Annotated in this window: 14 protein-coding genes; 12 read left to right on the top strand and 2 right to left on the bottom strand. The window is 55.3% G+C overall.

All coding sequences use genetic code 11. The annotated features are described in order from the left end of the window. Positions 1–2 precede the first annotated feature (2 nt). The 9 genes from flgD (at position 3) to flgL (ending at position 9,102) form a co-directional block, all read left to right on the top strand. Positions 3–674, top strand: a complete 672-nt coding sequence (gene flgD / locus DFO57_RS02185) for a flagellar hook assembly protein FlgD (protein WP_013025349.1) — start codon at positions 3–5, stop codon at positions 672–674. Positions 675–700: 26 nt separating this feature from the next. Then, positions 701–1,948, top strand: coding sequence for a flagellar hook protein FlgE (gene flgE, locus DFO57_RS02190; protein ID WP_014606134.1), 1,248 nt, complete (start codon positions 701–703; stop codon positions 1,946–1,948). 20 nt (positions 1,949–1,968) lie between these two features. Next, positions 1,969–2,727, top strand: a complete 759-nt coding sequence (locus tag DFO57_RS02195) for a flagellar basal body rod protein FlgF (protein WP_014593419.1) — start codon at positions 1,969–1,971, stop codon at positions 2,725–2,727. A 17-nt stretch (positions 2,728–2,744) separates the two neighbouring features. After that, complete coding sequence (flgG, locus tag DFO57_RS02200) at positions 2,745–3,527, top strand: flagellar basal-body rod protein FlgG (protein WP_013025352.1); 783 nt, start codon at positions 2,745–2,747, stop codon at positions 3,525–3,527. Positions 3,528–3,592: 65 nt separating this feature from the next. Then, positions 3,593–4,297, top strand: coding sequence for a flagellar basal body L-ring protein FlgH (locus DFO57_RS02205; RefSeq protein WP_014593420.1), 705 nt, complete (start codon positions 3,593–3,595; stop codon positions 4,295–4,297). 9 nt (positions 4,298–4,306) lie between these two features. Then, positions 4,307–5,416 carry a flagellar basal body P-ring protein FlgI gene (locus DFO57_RS02210; protein ID WP_014606133.1) on the top strand — a complete coding sequence of 370 codons (1,110 nt, stop codon included), beginning with the start codon at positions 4,307–4,309 and terminating at the stop codon, positions 5,414–5,416. Beyond that, entirely contained in the window at positions 5,416–6,360 is a 945-nt protein-coding gene (gene flgJ, locus DFO57_RS02215) for a flagellar assembly peptidoglycan hydrolase FlgJ (RefSeq protein ID WP_013025355.1), read from the top strand. Before DFO57_RS02210 ends, flgJ begins: the two co-directional genes overlap by 1 nt. Before the next feature lie 124 nt (positions 6,361–6,484). Then, positions 6,485–8,125, top strand: coding sequence for a flagellar hook-associated protein FlgK (gene flgK, locus DFO57_RS02220; RefSeq protein ID WP_013025356.1), 1,641 nt, complete (start codon positions 6,485–6,487; stop codon positions 8,123–8,125). A gap of 14 nt (positions 8,126–8,139) precedes the next feature. Then, on the top strand, positions 8,140–9,102 hold the full coding sequence (flgL, locus tag DFO57_RS02225; protein WP_013025357.1) for a flagellar hook-associated protein FlgL: 963 nt from the start codon (positions 8,140–8,142) through the stop codon (positions 9,100–9,102). Positions 9,103–9,383: 281 nt separating this feature from the next. Here flgL and rne read toward each other — a convergent pair whose 3' ends face one another. Further along, the gene (gene rne, locus DFO57_RS02230) at positions 9,384–12,695 is read right to left on the bottom strand and encodes a ribonuclease E (protein WP_110015021.1); all 3,312 of its coding nucleotides are present in this window, start codon (positions 12,693–12,695) and stop codon (positions 9,384–9,386) included. Between the two features lie 571 nt (positions 12,696–13,266). Between rne and rluC the strand changes: the two genes are divergently transcribed. Next, positions 13,267–14,223 carry a 23S rRNA pseudouridine(955/2504/2580) synthase RluC gene (gene rluC, locus DFO57_RS02240; protein WP_014593424.1) on the top strand — a complete coding sequence of 319 codons (957 nt, stop codon included), beginning with the start codon at positions 13,267–13,269 and terminating at the stop codon, positions 14,221–14,223. An 11-nt stretch (positions 14,224–14,234) separates the two neighbouring features. Here rluC and DFO57_RS02245 read toward each other — a convergent pair whose 3' ends face one another. Next, positions 14,235–14,822: a nucleoside triphosphate pyrophosphatase gene (locus DFO57_RS02245; protein WP_110015022.1), complete on the bottom strand. Its 588-nt coding sequence runs from the start codon at positions 14,820–14,822 to the stop codon at positions 14,235–14,237. A gap of 140 nt (positions 14,823–14,962) precedes the next feature. On the opposite strand from DFO57_RS02245, the gene yceD reads away from it, so the two are divergent. Together yceD and rpmF are read left to right on the top strand one after the other, a co-directional pair. Then, positions 14,963–15,484: a 23S rRNA accumulation protein YceD gene (yceD, locus tag DFO57_RS02250; RefSeq protein WP_014593425.1), complete on the top strand. Its 522-nt coding sequence runs from the start codon at positions 14,963–14,965 to the stop codon at positions 15,482–15,484. 14 nt (positions 15,485–15,498) lie between these two features. Further along, a complete protein-coding gene (gene rpmF / locus DFO57_RS02255; RefSeq protein ID WP_013025362.1) occupies positions 15,499–15,669 on the top strand; it encodes a 50S ribosomal protein L32 in 171 nt (56 codons plus the stop codon). Positions 15,670–15,673 lie beyond the last annotated feature (4 nt).

Consider the following 15,673-nt stretch of genomic DNA (forward strand, 5'->3'; position numbering starts at 1 on the left):
TAATGGCTATTTCGGTAGGCGTTAACGAGAAGCTGGACCCCACGGTACTGAGTTCATCCAGCACCGGAACGGGGAACAGCTCTCAGGACCTGCAAAACCAGTTCCTGACCATGCTGGTCACGCAGCTGCAAAACCAGGATCCGACCAATCCGATGGATAACAGCCAGCTGACAACGCAGCTGGCACAGATCAACACCCTGAGCGGCATTGAAAAACTCAATACCACGCTGGGATCCATTTCCGGCCAGATCAGCACCAGCCAGTCTCTGCAGAGCTCCACGCTGATTGGGCATGGCGTGATGGTGAATGGCTCTCAGATTCTGGTCGGCAAAGGCACCACGACGCCATTCGGCGTTGAGCTGACCAACGCGGCCACTACCGCCACGGCGACGATTAGCGACGCGCAAGGCAACGTGGTGAGCACTCAGGATCTGGGCGCACTGAGCGCCGGCGTCCATACGTTCTCGTGGGACGGCAAATTACCGGATGGCAGCGTGGCGCCAGACGGGAAATACAAGGTTGCGATTGCTGCCAGTAACAGCAGCGGTCAACAGGTGGCTCAGCCACTTAATTATGCCTACGTCAATGGCGTAAGCACGGCGGGTAATACCGCAAAACTGGATCTCGGCACCATGGGCTCCGCCACCCTTGACGACGTACGTCAGATTCTCTGATTCACCTGTAGACAGGAGAGGTTTAAATGTCATTTTCACAAGCGGTCAGCGGTCTCGGCGCTGCCTCAAGTAACCTGGACGTTATCGGTAACAACATCGCTAACTCCGCCACAGCGGGCTTCAAATCCAGTACCATCGCGTTTGCCGATATGTTTGCCGGCTCTAACGTGGGTTTGGGTACAAAAGTTGCGGCCGTTATCCAGAACTTTAACGATGGCTCTACCACCACCACCAGCCGTGGGCTGGATGTTGCGCTGAGCGGCAACGGTTTTTTCCGTCTGACCAACTCGGCGGGTGCGGTTTCCTATTCCCGTAACGGCCAGTTTACGCTGGATCAGAACCGTAACCTGGTGAATACCCAGGGTCTGAATGTGACCGGCTATCCGGCGTCAGGCGTGCCACCCACAATCCAGACCGGTGCGAGCCCGGTTGCGATTAAAATCCCTACCACGCAAATGCCGGCGAATGCCACCACCACGGCGAATCAGGTTGCGAAGCTGAACTCCACGTCTGCAGCACTGGATGACACCAAGTTCTCGGCGACTGACCCAACGACGTACAGTGCCAAAAACACCATCACCATGTACGACACTCAGGGTAACTCGCACTCGCTTGATCTGTACTTCGTTAAAACTGCAGACAACACCTGGAAAATTCACGGCATTGACTCCACTGCGGGCTCAAACGTGGGTAATTACCAGATGAGCTACAATGCCAACGGTCAGCTGACGGGCGTTTCTTCACTGGATGCGACCGGCAACGTCGTCGCGGGCTCAACCACGGCCAGCACCGCTACCGTGACCATTCCTGGTGTGAATGGCGCAAACGGTACCACCGTCGCCTTGAACTTTGTGGGCAGCCTGCAGCAAAACACCGGTGCCACCACGTTTGGTAACGCCACACAAAACGGCTACGCGCCTGGCGACCTGACCAGCTACGCCATCAACAATGACGGTACCATCACCGGCAGTTACTCCAACCAACGCACTCAGCTGCTGGGACAGATCGTACTGGCCAGCTTCTCTAACCCGGAAGGTCTGAAATCTCAGGGCGACAACGTCTGGGCAGAAACGAATGCGTCTGGACAGGCCGCTGTTGGCCTGGCGAACACCGGAACATTTGGTTCACTGACCGCAGGTGCGCTGGAGTCTTCGAACGTCGATATGAGTAAAGAGCTGGTCAACATGATCGTCGCGCAACGCAACTATCAGGCGAACGCGCAGACCATCAAAACGCAGGACCAGATCCTTAACACCCTGGTCAACTTACGTTAATTCGCTAACGGGATTGCTCTATGGATCACGCGATATATACCGCGATGGGCGCGGCCAGTCAGACACTGGATCAGCAGGCGGTTACCGCCAGCAACCTCGCCAACGCCTCAACGCCCGGTTTCCGGGCGCAGTTGAACGCGTTGCGTGCTGTACCGGTTAACGGCTGGTCACTGCCCACGCGTACGCTGGTAACGGCATCCACGCCGGGTGCCGATATGAGTCAGGGTGCAATGGATTACACCGAACGTCCGCTGGACGTGGCGATGCAGCAGGATGGCTGGCTTGCAGTGCGTACTGCAGACGGCAGCGAAGCCTATACCCGCAACGGCAACATGCAAATCCGTTCGGACGGCACGCTGACGGTGCAGGGCAATCCCGTCATGGGCGAGGGCGGCCCGATTGTGATCCCACAAGGTTCAGAGATCACGATTGCGGCTGACGGTTCGATTACCGGACTGAACGCTGGCGACTCACCCAATGCCACCGTGCAACTGGGTCGTCTGAAGCTGGTTCAGGCAACAGGTAAAGAGTTACAGCGCGGTGACGATGGCATGTTCCGTCCGACCGCCGCGACGCAGGCGACTCGCGGTGCCGCACTGCAGGCCGATCCGAACATGCAGGTGATGCCCGGCGTTCTGGAAGGCAGTAACGTCAAACCGGTTGAGACCATGGTCGATATGATCGCCAATGCCCGACGTTTTGAGATGCAGATGAAAGTCATTTCAAACGTCAACGAAAACGAACAAAAAGCCAATCAGTTGCTGAGCATCGGCAGCTAAGGCACGAGGATAAATACATGATTCGTTCTTTATGGATCGCGAAAACCGGTCTTGATGCCCAGCAGATGAACATGGACGTTATCGCCAACAACCTGGCAAACGTCAGTACCAATGGCTTTAAACGTTCACGTGCGGTATTTGAAGACCTGATGTACCAGACGATGCGTCAGCCGGGTACCCAGTCATCTGAGCAAACCACGCTGCCGTCAGGTTTGCAAATTGGTACCGGTGTACGTCCGGTGACGACCGAACGTCTGCATACCCAGGGCAATCTGTCGCAGACCAATAACTCAAAAGATATTGCCATTAACGGACAGGGTTTTTTCCAAATCCAGATGCCAGATGGTACGTCTGCTTACACCCGTGATGGTTCGTTTCAGGTCGATCAGAATGGTCAGTTAGTGACCAACTCCGGTTTCCCGGTTCAGCCTGGCATCACGATTCCCGCTAACGCCACCAGCATTACCGTGTCGCGCGATGGTGTGGTGAGCGTTACCCAGCAGGGGCAGACACAGGCCGCCCAGGTTGGTCAGTTAACGCTGAGCACCTTTATGAACAATGCCGGTCTCGATAGCGTGGGTGAAAACCTCTACAAAGAAACCCAGGCATCCGGTGCCCCGACTGACAGTACGCCGGGCCAGAACGGTGCAGGTTTGCTGTATCAGGGCTATGCCGAAACCTCCAACGTTAACGTTGCGGAAGAGCTGGTCACCATGATCCAGACGCAGCGCGCGTATGAAATTAACAGCAAAGCGATCAGCACCTCCGATCAAATGCTGGCGAAGTTAACTCAGCTGTAATACGAACAGGGCCGGCGCAGGCTGGCCTGAAGAACAGTCATTTATAAGGTCGTGACTCCGTGGCGATGCAACATATTCTCAAGCCTGGACATTGGTTAGTAGCAAGCCTGCTACTCACTCTTAACGGTTGTGCACTGGTACCGCGCACGCCGTTGGTGCAAGGGGCGACCACGGCTCAGCCGTTGCCATCTGCACCACCGGTGGTGAACGGTTCAATTTTTCAGGGCGTCGCGCCGCTTAACTACGGTTATCAGCCGCTGTTTGAGGATCGTCGTCCACGTAATATCGGCGATACGCTGACCATCACCTTGCAGGAAAACGTCAGCGCCAGCAAAAGTTCAACCTCGAATGCCAGCCGTAACGGCAGCGGCAGTCTGGGCATCACGGCCGTTCCTACCGGTTTAGCCGGTTTAGCCGGCGCATCGGGCGAGAAAGCCAACTTTGCGGCGGGTGGCAAAAATGATTTCGCAGGTAAAGGCGGGGCTTCTGCCAATAACACCTTTACCGGCACCATCACCGTCACGGTGGATCAGGTTCTGTCGAATGGCAACCTGCACGTGGTCGGGGAAAAACAGATTGAGATCAACCAGGGCACCGAGTTTATTCGCTTCTCGGGCGTGGTTAACCCACGCACCATCAGCGCCAGCAACGCGGTGTTATCAACGGCCGTCGCCGATGCACGTATTGAGTACGTCGGAAATGGTTATATCAATGAAGCGCAGAATATGGGCTGGTTGCAGCGCTTCTTCCTGAATATCTCGCCGTTCTAAGAGGTTGCAATGAAAAAGTTAGCATTATGGCGTGTCGGTCTGGGGTTACTGTTAGGCGTAAGCCTGATGGCCCGTGCCGATCTGATTCGCGATTTAACCACTGTCCAGGGCGTGCGTGACAACCAACTGCTGGGCTACGGACTGGTGGTTGGCCTTGACGGTACCGGTGACCAGACCACCCAGACGCCTTTTACCACGCAGACCGTGAGTAACATGCTGTCTCAGCTGGGCATTACCGTCCCGCCTGGCACCAACATGCAGCTCAAAAACGTGGCGGCGGTTATGGTGACGGCAAAACTGCCTTCGTTTGCCCGCCAGGGACAGACGCTGGACGTGGTTGTCTCGTCCATGGGTAATGCGAAAAGTCTGCGCGGCGGTACGCTGTTAATGACGCCGATGAAAGGTGTCGATAACCAGGTCTATGCGCTGGCTCAGGGCAACATCCTGGTCGGCGGCGCGGGTGCCGCAGCAGGCGGCAGCAGCGTGCAGGTCAACCAGCTTAACGGGGGACGTATTACCGATGGTGCCACGGTTGAACGTGAGCTGCAGAGCAACTTTGGCTCGCAGAACACCATCAACCTGCAGCTCAACACCGAAGATTTCTCTATGGCGCAGCGTATTGCGGATGCCATTAACGCCCGTGGCGGATACGGTTCTGCTCAGCCGCTGGATGCGCGCACTGTGCAGGTCCGCGTATCGCCGAATAACGGTGCACAGGTTCGCTTACTGGCTGAGATACAGAATATCGATGTGTCTGTCCCTGTAGAAGATGCCAAGGTGATCATCAACTCACGTACCGGCTCTGTCGTCATGAACCGTGAAGTGAAACTGAATACCTGTGCCGTCGCGCAGGGCAACCTGTCAGTCACGGTCAATCAGCAGCAAAACGTGAGCCAGCCTGATACGCCACTGGCGGGTGGACAAACCGTGGCCACCACCAATACGCAGATCGATCTGCGTCAGAGCGGCGGCGCTCTCCAGCGGGTTAACTCCAGCGCCAACCTGAACAGTGTCGTGCGCGCGCTCAATGCCCTGGGGGCATCGCCTATCGAACTGATGTCTATTTTGCAGTCAATGCAAAGCGCGGGTTGCCTGCGCGCTAAACTGGAAATTATCTGATGAACGATGCGCAATCGCTGATGAATGCGGCTTTCGACAGCCGCTCACTGAATGACCTCAAACGCCAGGTGACTGTTGATCCGAAAGGAAAAGCGCTACAGGTGGCACAGCAGGTCGAAGGGATGTTTGTTCAGATGATGCTGAAGAGTATGCGCGAGGCGCTACCGCAGGACGGCATACTCAGCAATGAACAGACCAAACTTTTCACGTCAATGTACGATCAGCAGATTGCGCAGGATATTGGTAAACGTGGCCTGGGCCTGGCGGATATCATCGTTAAACAGATGGAACCCGCCAAAGCACCGGACGAAACCGCCGGAACCGTACCGATGAAGCTGGATAACAGCTTTATCATGAGCAGCATAGGGGCAACGCCGCTGGAGCAGATGGTGCGTAAAGCGATGCCGCGCCTGCCCGCGCCATCACCGACCGGTCTGCCCAGTGACAGCCGCGATTTTATTGCGCAACTGACGCAGCCTGCTCAGGCTGCCAGCCAGCAAAGCGGTATTCCTCACCACCTGATTCTGGCGCAGGCCGCGCTGGAGTCCGGCTGGGGGCAGCGTCAAATCCTGACCCGTGACGGCAAGCCGAGCTACAACGTCTTCGGCATTAAAGCCAGCGGCAACTGGAAGGGCGAAACAACCGATATCATGACCACCGAATACGAGCATGGCGAAGCGAAAAAAGTGCGCGCGACATTCCGGGTCTATGGCTCCTATTTCGAAGCGTTAAACGACTACGTCAAACTGATTTCGAATAATCCGCGTTATGCGGCCGTGGCCAATGCGCAAAGTGCCGAGCAGGGCGCGCAGGCATTACAGGCCGCGGGTTATGCGACCGATCCGAAATACGCACAAAAACTGGTAGGAATGATCCAGCAATTCAAGAGCATGGGCGAGAAAGTCGTTAAAGCCTATAGCCAGGATTTAAGTACGCTGTTCTGATTATTCCGCCTCAAGTTTCACTTAAGCATGCCGATAATAACAGCAAGAGCCAGGCGCGCCAGCGCATGTTGGCGACCACACTGATGACAGCAACCCGGTTAACGGGGGAATGTAAGGAACCGAGATGTCCAGCATAATTAACTCCGCAATGAGCGGGCTCAGTGCCGCACAGGCCGCCTTAAGCACGACCAGTAACAATATCAGTAACTACACTGTCGCGGGTTACTCACGTCAGACCACCATTCTGGCCGAAGCAAACAGTACCCTGCAGGGGAAAAGCTATTACGGCAACGGCGTTAACGTCACTGGCGTTCAGCGTGAATATGATAGTTTTATCGCGGCTCAGCTGCGCGGTTCGTCAGCCACCTATAACGCAGCGAATACACAGTATTCGCAGGTATCGAACATTGACGATCTGATGTCGACCTCGACCACTAACCTGTCGACGGCGATTCAGGGCTTCTTCAGCAACATGCAGAACGTGGTCAGTAACGCCAACGATCCGGCGGCGCGTCAGTCGATGCTCAGCAACTCGCAGGGGCTGGTTAACCAGTTCCAGACCCAGGCGCAGTACCTGACCAACATGCAAAACAGCGTGAACACCAACATTGCCTCTAATGTTGATCAGATTAATACCTTCACCACGCAGATCTCGAATCTTAACCAGCAAATTGCCAAACTCAGCACGGCTAACGGTGCAACACCGAATGATTTGCTGGATCAGCGCGATCAGTTAGTAAATGGTCTGAATAATATCGTTGGTGTGACAGTGTCGCAACAAGATGGAAGCTATACCGTTTCCATGGCTAACGGCCTTTCGCTGGTGAATGGTTTTCAGTCCACCAAGCTGGTGGCTATGCCCTCCAGCAGTGACCTGACCCGCACCACAGTGGGTTATGTTGACCCACAAGCTGGCAACGTGCAGCTTCCCGAATCATCTATAACTACGGGTTCGCTGGGCGGTATGCTGAACTTTCGTTCGCAGGATCTGGACCTGGCACAAAACCAACTGGGCCAGTTAGCGGCGGCCTTTACAACCAGTTTTAACGCCGTGCATAAGCAAGGCTTCGACAGCAACGGTAATCAGGGCGTCGACTTCTTTAATATCGGCACTCCTACGGCGCAGGGGGACAGCAAAAATACCTCTTCTGCCACCCTGACGGCCGCGTGGACTAACACCAGTGCCCTGCAGGCATCAAACTATACCGTCAGCTATGACGGAACAAACTGGTCAGCGACACGTTTGTCAGATAACAGCAAAACCACGCTTACACCCACGACCTCGGGCGGCGTTACGACGCTTAATCTGGATGGGATGAGCCTGACGGTCAACGGCACGCCAAACGCCAAAGACAGTTTCCTGGTGAAACCGGTTCAGAACGTGGTTAACGGCATGTCGGTTGCTATTACCAGCGGATCGCAAATCGCCGCTGCGGCCGCGACTGGCGGTGAAAGTGATAACCGCAATGCGCAAAAGCTGCTGGCGTTGCAGGATGCCAAAATCGTTAACGGCAACGCGACGATTTCCCAGGCTTACGGCGCGATGGTGAGTACCGTTGGCAACAAAACCCAGGCACTCAAAACCGCCAGCACGACACAGCAGAACGTGGTGACGCAGCTCACCAACCGCCAGCAGTCTGTTTCTGGCGTGAACCTGGATGAAGAGTACGCGAACCTGACGAAATACCAACAATATTACATGGCGAATGCGCAGGTTTTAAAAACGGCCAGCACCGTTTTTGACGCCCTGCTTAGCATCAACTAAAAGCAGAGGACATCATGCGACTCAGTACAAATATGATTTTTGACCAGCAGGTTCGCGGCGTTAGCGATGCGCAATCCTCTTGGTTAAACGCGGGAAAACAGCTTTCCACCGGACTCAGAGTGTCTAATCCTTCAGACGACCCGATTGCCGCTTCGCGTGCGGTCGTGCTGTCGCAAACGCAGGCGCAGGCAAGCCAGTATTCTGTTGCGCGTACCTTTGCCGACCAGGGATTATCGCTGGAAGAAAACACCCTTAACGGCGTCACGAACAGCATCATGAGCGCGCAGTCGATGATCGTGGCCGCGGCAAACGGTTCCTTAAGCGATGATGACCGCGCCTCCTATGCGACTCAGCTGGAAGGCGTGCGTGCGCAGTTACTGAACCAGGTCAACAGCAAAGACGCCAACGGCCGCTATATTTTCGCGGGTTACAAAACCGATAGCCCGCCGTTTGTGGACGGTGCGGGCGGTGTGACCTATCAGGGCGGAACCGACGCCATTACGCAAAAAGTGGACACTGACCGTACCATGACCATCGGTCATACCGGTAACAGCATCGTGATGTCTATCACCAGCAATGCGGTGAAAGAGCCTAACGGCGGTACCAGTGAAACGAACTTGTTTAACATGCTGGACAGCGCCATCAGTGCGCTGAAAGTGCCGCAAAACGGCGCGGACGATGCGACGAAAGCCACGTTTTCTGCGGCAATGGATAAAACCAGCCGTGGTTTGAGCAACTCGTTGAACAACGTGCTCAGCGTCCGTTCCGAGATCGGTACTCAGTTGAAAGAGTTAGATACGTTGAATGCGCAGGGGGACGATCGCAAGGTCATTTATGATTCCCAGATGAGCAGCCTGGTGGACGTTGATTACACCCAGGCGATCTCCAGCTACACCATGCAACAGCAGGCGCTGCAGGCTTCATACAAGACCTTTACCGATATGTCTCAGATGTCGCTGTTTCAGTTAAATTCATAAAAAATTTGGGCGTACTTTAACCGGGTGCGCTTAGTTTTTCCCACCGTCCTGATAAGGACGGTGGGATTTTTTTTGCCTGCAGCCTGTGCGTTGCCACAAGGCCACTCTGAAAAGCATGCGTTAACGCGTGACTCGCGCGCGCGGTTTTATCCCTGTAACGCTGTCCTGTCTGAGAGCCGCATTCAGTTAAGGGCTGCGTGTCCCCGAACCATCATCTGTTACGCCGTGCAAGCAATAAAAAACCCGGCCGGAGCCGGGTTCGTGTGTGCTGCTACCGCGCCTTACGGCTTGGTGGCAGGTGCAGTAGCCTGATGGGTGGCGCTGTGGCCGCCAGCAGAACCTCTGCCCTCAAATTTAAAGGCCGGACGTTGCCAGTCACTTTGACGGGCAGGCTCGGGTTGCCACACTGGCGCAGGTGCCTTGGTCATCGGTGCAGAAGCAAAGTGCTTCCAGCGCGTTTCGGCGTTGGCTTTTAATGCCTCAACAGGGATGTCGCGTGCGGCAACAGGTGCATGAGGTTCACTAACCGGCGTAATGTCTTCCTCAGCGGCAACAGGCGCGTGTAAAACCTCTTCCACCTGCGCTTCGGTCGCTGCGCTGACTTCAGTGCCCGCATGCTCATCCGCCGTTTCTTCAGGCGCGGATTCTGCGACAACCGGCATCTTCACCTCCGGCACGCTCACTTCCGGCGCTTCGACAGCGTCAGCAGGCTGAGCCTGTTGCGCGATCGCTTCAGCACCGGCTTCAGCGGCGGCTGGAATCACCGAAGGTTCATGATGAACCGGGGCTTCAATGGCCTGAGTATCGTCAGTATTCACCACGGTAACCGGGGCGTCAGCCTGCGGCTCTGCGATTTGTACTGGCGCAGCCTGTGAAGCCGGCGCTTCCTCGGTAGCGACAGGCAGGGCAACAGCAGGTGCAGTCTCTTCACGGCTGTAGTCCGGTGTCGATTGAGGCGCATCCTGAACGATTTGCTCTTCATTCGCTTGCGCGACCGGGTAGCGAATCCAGACTTTGCCGGACGCCATCTCAGGCGAAGCCGCAGCGGCGTCTAAAGGCATCGCGGACTGGGTCGGATAACGTTCATCACGGTAACGACGGCGACGCTGACCACTTACGCGCAGATGGCGAGGTGAACGGCGTGAACGACGTGGCATATTGGCATTATCGCGACCTTCGTTCTCCTCCGTCTCTTCAACCTGCGACGTTTCGACAACAGGCTGCACCTTTTGAACGTCAGCCGATTCGGCTGATTCAACGGCGGCGGCCTGCGGCTGGTCATTGTTATCACCAACGCGGACTTTCTGCGTCAGCTGGCGCGGTTTGCGACGTGGCATCACCTGAACGCGCTCGTCTTCCTGCGCATCCACAGCAGCAGGCGCGACCGCTTCGGCGGTTTGTTCCACCGCGCTGTTAGCGTCCTGCTGAGCACGTTTCTCTTCCTGACGACGACGCTGACGTTCAGCACGTTGTTCGCGGCGCTGTTGCTGCTGCTCATCACGCTGCTGGCGCGCTTCATCGCTCAGTACCGGACGATCGTCACGCGCGTCATTAGGCTGGGCCTGACGCTTGTTACGACGATTGTCTTCACGCGGCTCGCGATTATCTCGAGACTCACCACGGTTATCACGGTTATCACGAGAGTCACGGTTATCACGAGCGTCACGGTTATCGCGAGATTCGCGCTGTTGTGCGTTATCACCGTTGCGCGGGGTACGTTCGCGACGGTTATTGTTGCGACGATTATTACGACGATCGCCACGCGGGTTGCCGTTCTCGTCCTCGCTGGTTTTCTGCGGGGCCGTCACCTCGGCAACCGGCTCGACAGCCGCCGGAGCTGGTTCGCCAGCAAACAGTTTTTTCAATCCACTCAGCAGACGGCTGACAAAACCTTCACTGGCCGGCGCGGCCGCTGATGCGGGTTGCGTCACAGTCGCTGAAGGTGTGGCCACTTCCGGTGAGGCTTCGGCCGGTGCTGGCGGCGCATCGGGCATCACAAAGGCTGCGAGAGCAGGCTGCTCTGGACGGCGGCGCTCAGCATGCTCCTCTTCAGATGGCATCGCCATCTCGGCTTCATGCAGTTTCGGCAGGTGGTAGCTCAGCGTTTGCGTTTCTTCGCCTTTGCGCACGCGCAGAACGGAGTAGTGCGGGGTTTCCATCCGGTCGTCCGGCACGATGACCGCACGTACGCCGCCCTGACGTTTCTCGATAGCATTTACCGCTTCACGTTTTTCATTCAGCAGGTAAGAGGCAACCGGGACCGGCACGATAGCATGCACTTCTTTGGTGTTGTCTTTCAGCGCTTCTTCTTCAATCAGGCGCAGAATGGACAGCGACAGAGATTCGTTATCACGAATAGTGCCGGTGCCGCTACAACGTGGACAGACGTGGTGGCTGGACTCGCCCAGGGACGGGCTGAGGCGCTGGCGGGACATCTCCAGCAGGCCAAAACGTGAAATATGGCTGATTTGAATACGGGCGCGATCCTGACGGACGGCTTCACGCAGACGGTTTTCAACCGCGCGCTGGTGACGAACCGGTGTCATATCGATGAAGTCGATAACGATCAGGCCGCCCAGGTCGCGCAGACGCAGCTGGCGAGCAATTTCGTCTGCCGCTTCCAGGTTGGTATTAAAGGCGGTTTCTTCAATATCGCCACCGCGCGTGGCACGGGCGGAGTTGATATCGATGGCGGTAAGCGCTTCGGTACTGTCGATAACGATTGAGCCGCCTGACGGCAAGCGAACTTCACGCTGGAAAGCGGATTCGATTTGCGATTCGATTTGGTAATGGCTGAACAGCGGAATCTCACCGGTGTAGAGCTTAATTTTGCTGCTAAAGTCCGGACGGCCCAGCGCGGCGATATGCTGACGTGCCAGCTCAAGCACTTTCGGGTTATCGATAAGAATCTCACCGATATCCTGACGCAGATAGTCGCGGAAGGCGCGCACGATCACGTTGCTTTCCTGATGGATCAGGAACGGGGCCGCGCGGCTGTCAGCCGCTTTTTTGATGGCTTCCCAATGCTTCAGACGGAAGCTAAGGTCCCACTGCAGCGATTCGGCTGATTTACCGACGCCCGCCGTGCGAACAATCAGCCCCATGCCATCAGGGAGTTCCAGCGCCGATAGCGCCTCTTTCAGTTCGGTACGGTCATCACCTTCAATCCGACGAGAAATCCCACCCGCGCGCGGGTTATTTGGCATTAATACCAGATAGCTACCGGCCAGAGAGATAAAGGTAGTGAGCGCAGCGCCTTTGTTGCCGCGTTCTTCTTTATCAATCTGAACAATGACTTCCTGACCTTCACGCAGCACGTCTTTAATGTTCGGACGACCGTGTGAGTTGTAATTAGCAGGGAAGTATTCGCGGGAAATTTCTTTCAGAGGGAGGAAACCGTGACGTTCTGCACCGTAATCGACGAAGGCCGCTTCAAGGCTGGGTTCGATACGGGTGATTTTACCTTTGTAGATATTGGCTTTTTTCTGTTCGTGTCCTGGGCTTTCGATATCCAGATCGTACAGACGTTGACCATCAACCAGGGCAACGCGCAACTCCTCCTGCTGAGTTGCGTTGATTAACATTCTTTTCATCGTAACGTACTCGTTATTCTTTCATGAGTGATTAAAGCTGCGGGCATAGTTACCCTGGACGAGTATCAACCGATGGCCCCGTGACTTAGTGCAATGTCGTCAACCTCACGGTTATCGACCGCGCGAGGGGCGCAAATAACGTCGGTGGCCTGTTTTTCATAAGGAACAACAGCACCAGATAGTGGAAATGCGAGAGATAATTCAGTAAACCCGTGCACTCCATCTCATGTCCAGGCCGCAACCCGCAGCCCGCTAAGTGTCTGATTTCGCATTACGTCTTACGCCATTGCTGCGTGTCTGCTCAATCCGACAAAATAACTAATTTCGTTTTTTTTCTTATCTGAATCTTCAGCTAAGAAACCCAAGCATTATTCCACTGCTAACCTTCATATAGCAAGGTGACTTTAACTCACTGATCAATTTTCTTTACATTTTAAGAACCCTACGACAAGAAGTGCACCCGCGCTGCTGAAAATCACAGCAATCACATTACGCTTCCTGACGAGACGCAAAGAGTTAAGCACAGAAAAAGGGGTGGCGCTATCAGGGGACACTATTTAGAATCGCCGCCATGAAAACAGAGAATCCAGGCGTACACTTTGTCGCCATCACGGCTGAAAATGCCGGACAACGCATTGACAACTTTTTGCGCACCCAGTTAAAGGGCGTGCCGAAAAGCATGATTTATCGCATCGTGCGTAAAGGCGAGGTGCGGGTTAACAAGAAACGCATCAAGCCAGAATATAAGCTGGAAGAGGGCGATGAGGTGCGTATCCCGCCCGTCCGGGTGGCCGAACGGGACGAAGAGGCCGTTTCGCCCAAGCTGGCCAAAGTGGCTTCTTTAGCCAATGCCATTCTCTTTGAAGACGATCATCTGCTGGTGCTGAATAAGCCGTCCGGTACAGCGGTACACGGTGGCAGCGGCCTGAGCTTTGGCGTGATAGAAGGCTTGCGCGCCCTGCGTCCTGAGTCTCGCTTCCTGGAGCTGGTGCACCGTCTGGATCGTGACACCTCTGGCGTCCTGCTGGTGGCCAAAAAGCGTTCAGCCTTGCGCTCGCTGCACGAACAACTGCGTGAGAAAGGCATGCAGAAAGACTATCTGGCGCTGGTTCAGGGTAACTGGCCATCGCATCTGAAAGTGGTTCAGGCGCCGTTGCTGAAAAACATTCTGCAAAGCGGTGAGCGCATGGTACGCGTGAGCAGCGACGGCAAGCCTTCAGAAACCCGGTTTAAAGTGGAAGAGCGCTTCGACTTCGCCACCCTTGTAAAAGCCAGCCCGGTTACCGGACGTACCCACCAGATTCGTGTGCATACGCTGCATGCCGGTCATCCTATTGCATTCGACGACCGCTACGGCGATCGCGCGTTTGACAGCCAGCTGTCCTCTACGGGGCTTAACCGCTTGTTCCTGCATGCGGCCGCGCTGACCTTTACGCATCCCAACACGGGTGAGACGCTCCGCATGGAAGCGCCACTGGATGACAAGTTGCAGCATTGCCTGACGATGCTGCGCCAGCAGAAAAGCTGACGCGCCGGGCATCAATCCGACAGGGGGTTGATGCCTGCTTCTCGCAGCATATTGCTGAGCGCGATAAGCGGTAAACCGACCAGCGTATTCGGATCGCGTCCCTCAAGACGATCGAATAAACAAATCCCCAACCCTTCGCTTTTAAAGCTCCCTGCGCACTGCAGCGGTTGCTCTTTCTTTATATAGGTACGGATCTCGGCGTCGGTTAGCGTGCGGAAATGGACGCTAAACGGCTCACAGCATTGCATTAAGCGCTGGCTGGCAGGGTGGTATAGCGCCAGCCCGGTATAAAACGTTACGCGCTGGCCGCTGGCGGCCCGCAACTGTGCTTCCGCGTTTTCAACCGTATGGGGTTTTCCTGTTATCACGCCATTCAGCACGCAGACTTGGTCAGAACCAATAATCCAGTGGTCAGGATAACGTTGGGCCAGCGCCTGCGCCTTGGCAATGGCTAATCGGGTGACCAGCGCTTCCGCGCTTTCATGCGCTAACGGCGTTTCATCTGTCTGCGGCGAATCGACCGTGAAAGGCAGGCCCAGCCGCGCTAACAGTGCCTGACGAAAGGGTGACGTTGATGCTAAAAGAATCGATGCTGTCATTTTTTTTCAATATTGATAGCGAATTGGTGGCAGTCATTTTAAACTGTGCGCCGCACTGGATGCGAATAGTGGTTGAAAGATGCTGGTAAACGGCCTTTTTCTTTGACTCTATGTGATTACAAAGTTAATATGCGCGCCCTATGCAAAAGGTAAAATTACCCCTGACGCTGGACCCAGTCCGCACCGCTCAAAAACGCCTGGATTATCAAGGTGTTTATACCTCTCAACAGGTTGAGCGTGTTGCTGAGTCGGTCGTCAGTGTGGACAGTGATGTAGATTGTGTCATGTCGTTTGCGGTTGACAACCAGCGTCTGGCAGTACTGACGGGTACTGCTGATGTACAGGTTACGCTACGTTGTCAGCGCTGCAACCAGGTTTTTCCACATCATGTACACGTAAGCTATTGCTTCAGTCCTGTGTCGTCTGACGAGCAGGCCGAAGCGTTGCCGGAAGCGTACGAGCCGGTTGATGTCAACGAGTTTGGTGAGATCGACCTGCTGGCAGTTATCGAGGATGAAGTTATTCTCGCGCTGCCTGTGGTTCCGGTGCACGATTCTGAACACTGTGAAGTGTCCGAGGCGGACATGGTCTTTGGTCAGTTGCCTGCAGAGGCAGAAAAACCAAACCCATTTGCCGTATTAGCCAGTTTAAAGCGTAAGTAATAGGAGTAAGGTCCATGGCCGTACAACAGAATAAACCCACCCGTTCTAAGCGTGGTATGCGTCGTTCGCACGATGCGCTGACCACTGCCACTCTGTCAGTAGATAAAGTTTCTGGTGAAACTCATCTGCGTCACCACATCACTGCGGACGGTTACTACCGCGGTCGCAAGGTTATCGTTAAGTAAGTTC

Source organism: Pantoea sp. AG702, from assembly GCF_003182295.1.
Taxonomy (GTDB): domain Bacteria; phylum Pseudomonadota; class Gammaproteobacteria; order Enterobacterales; family Enterobacteriaceae; genus Pantoea; species Pantoea ananatis.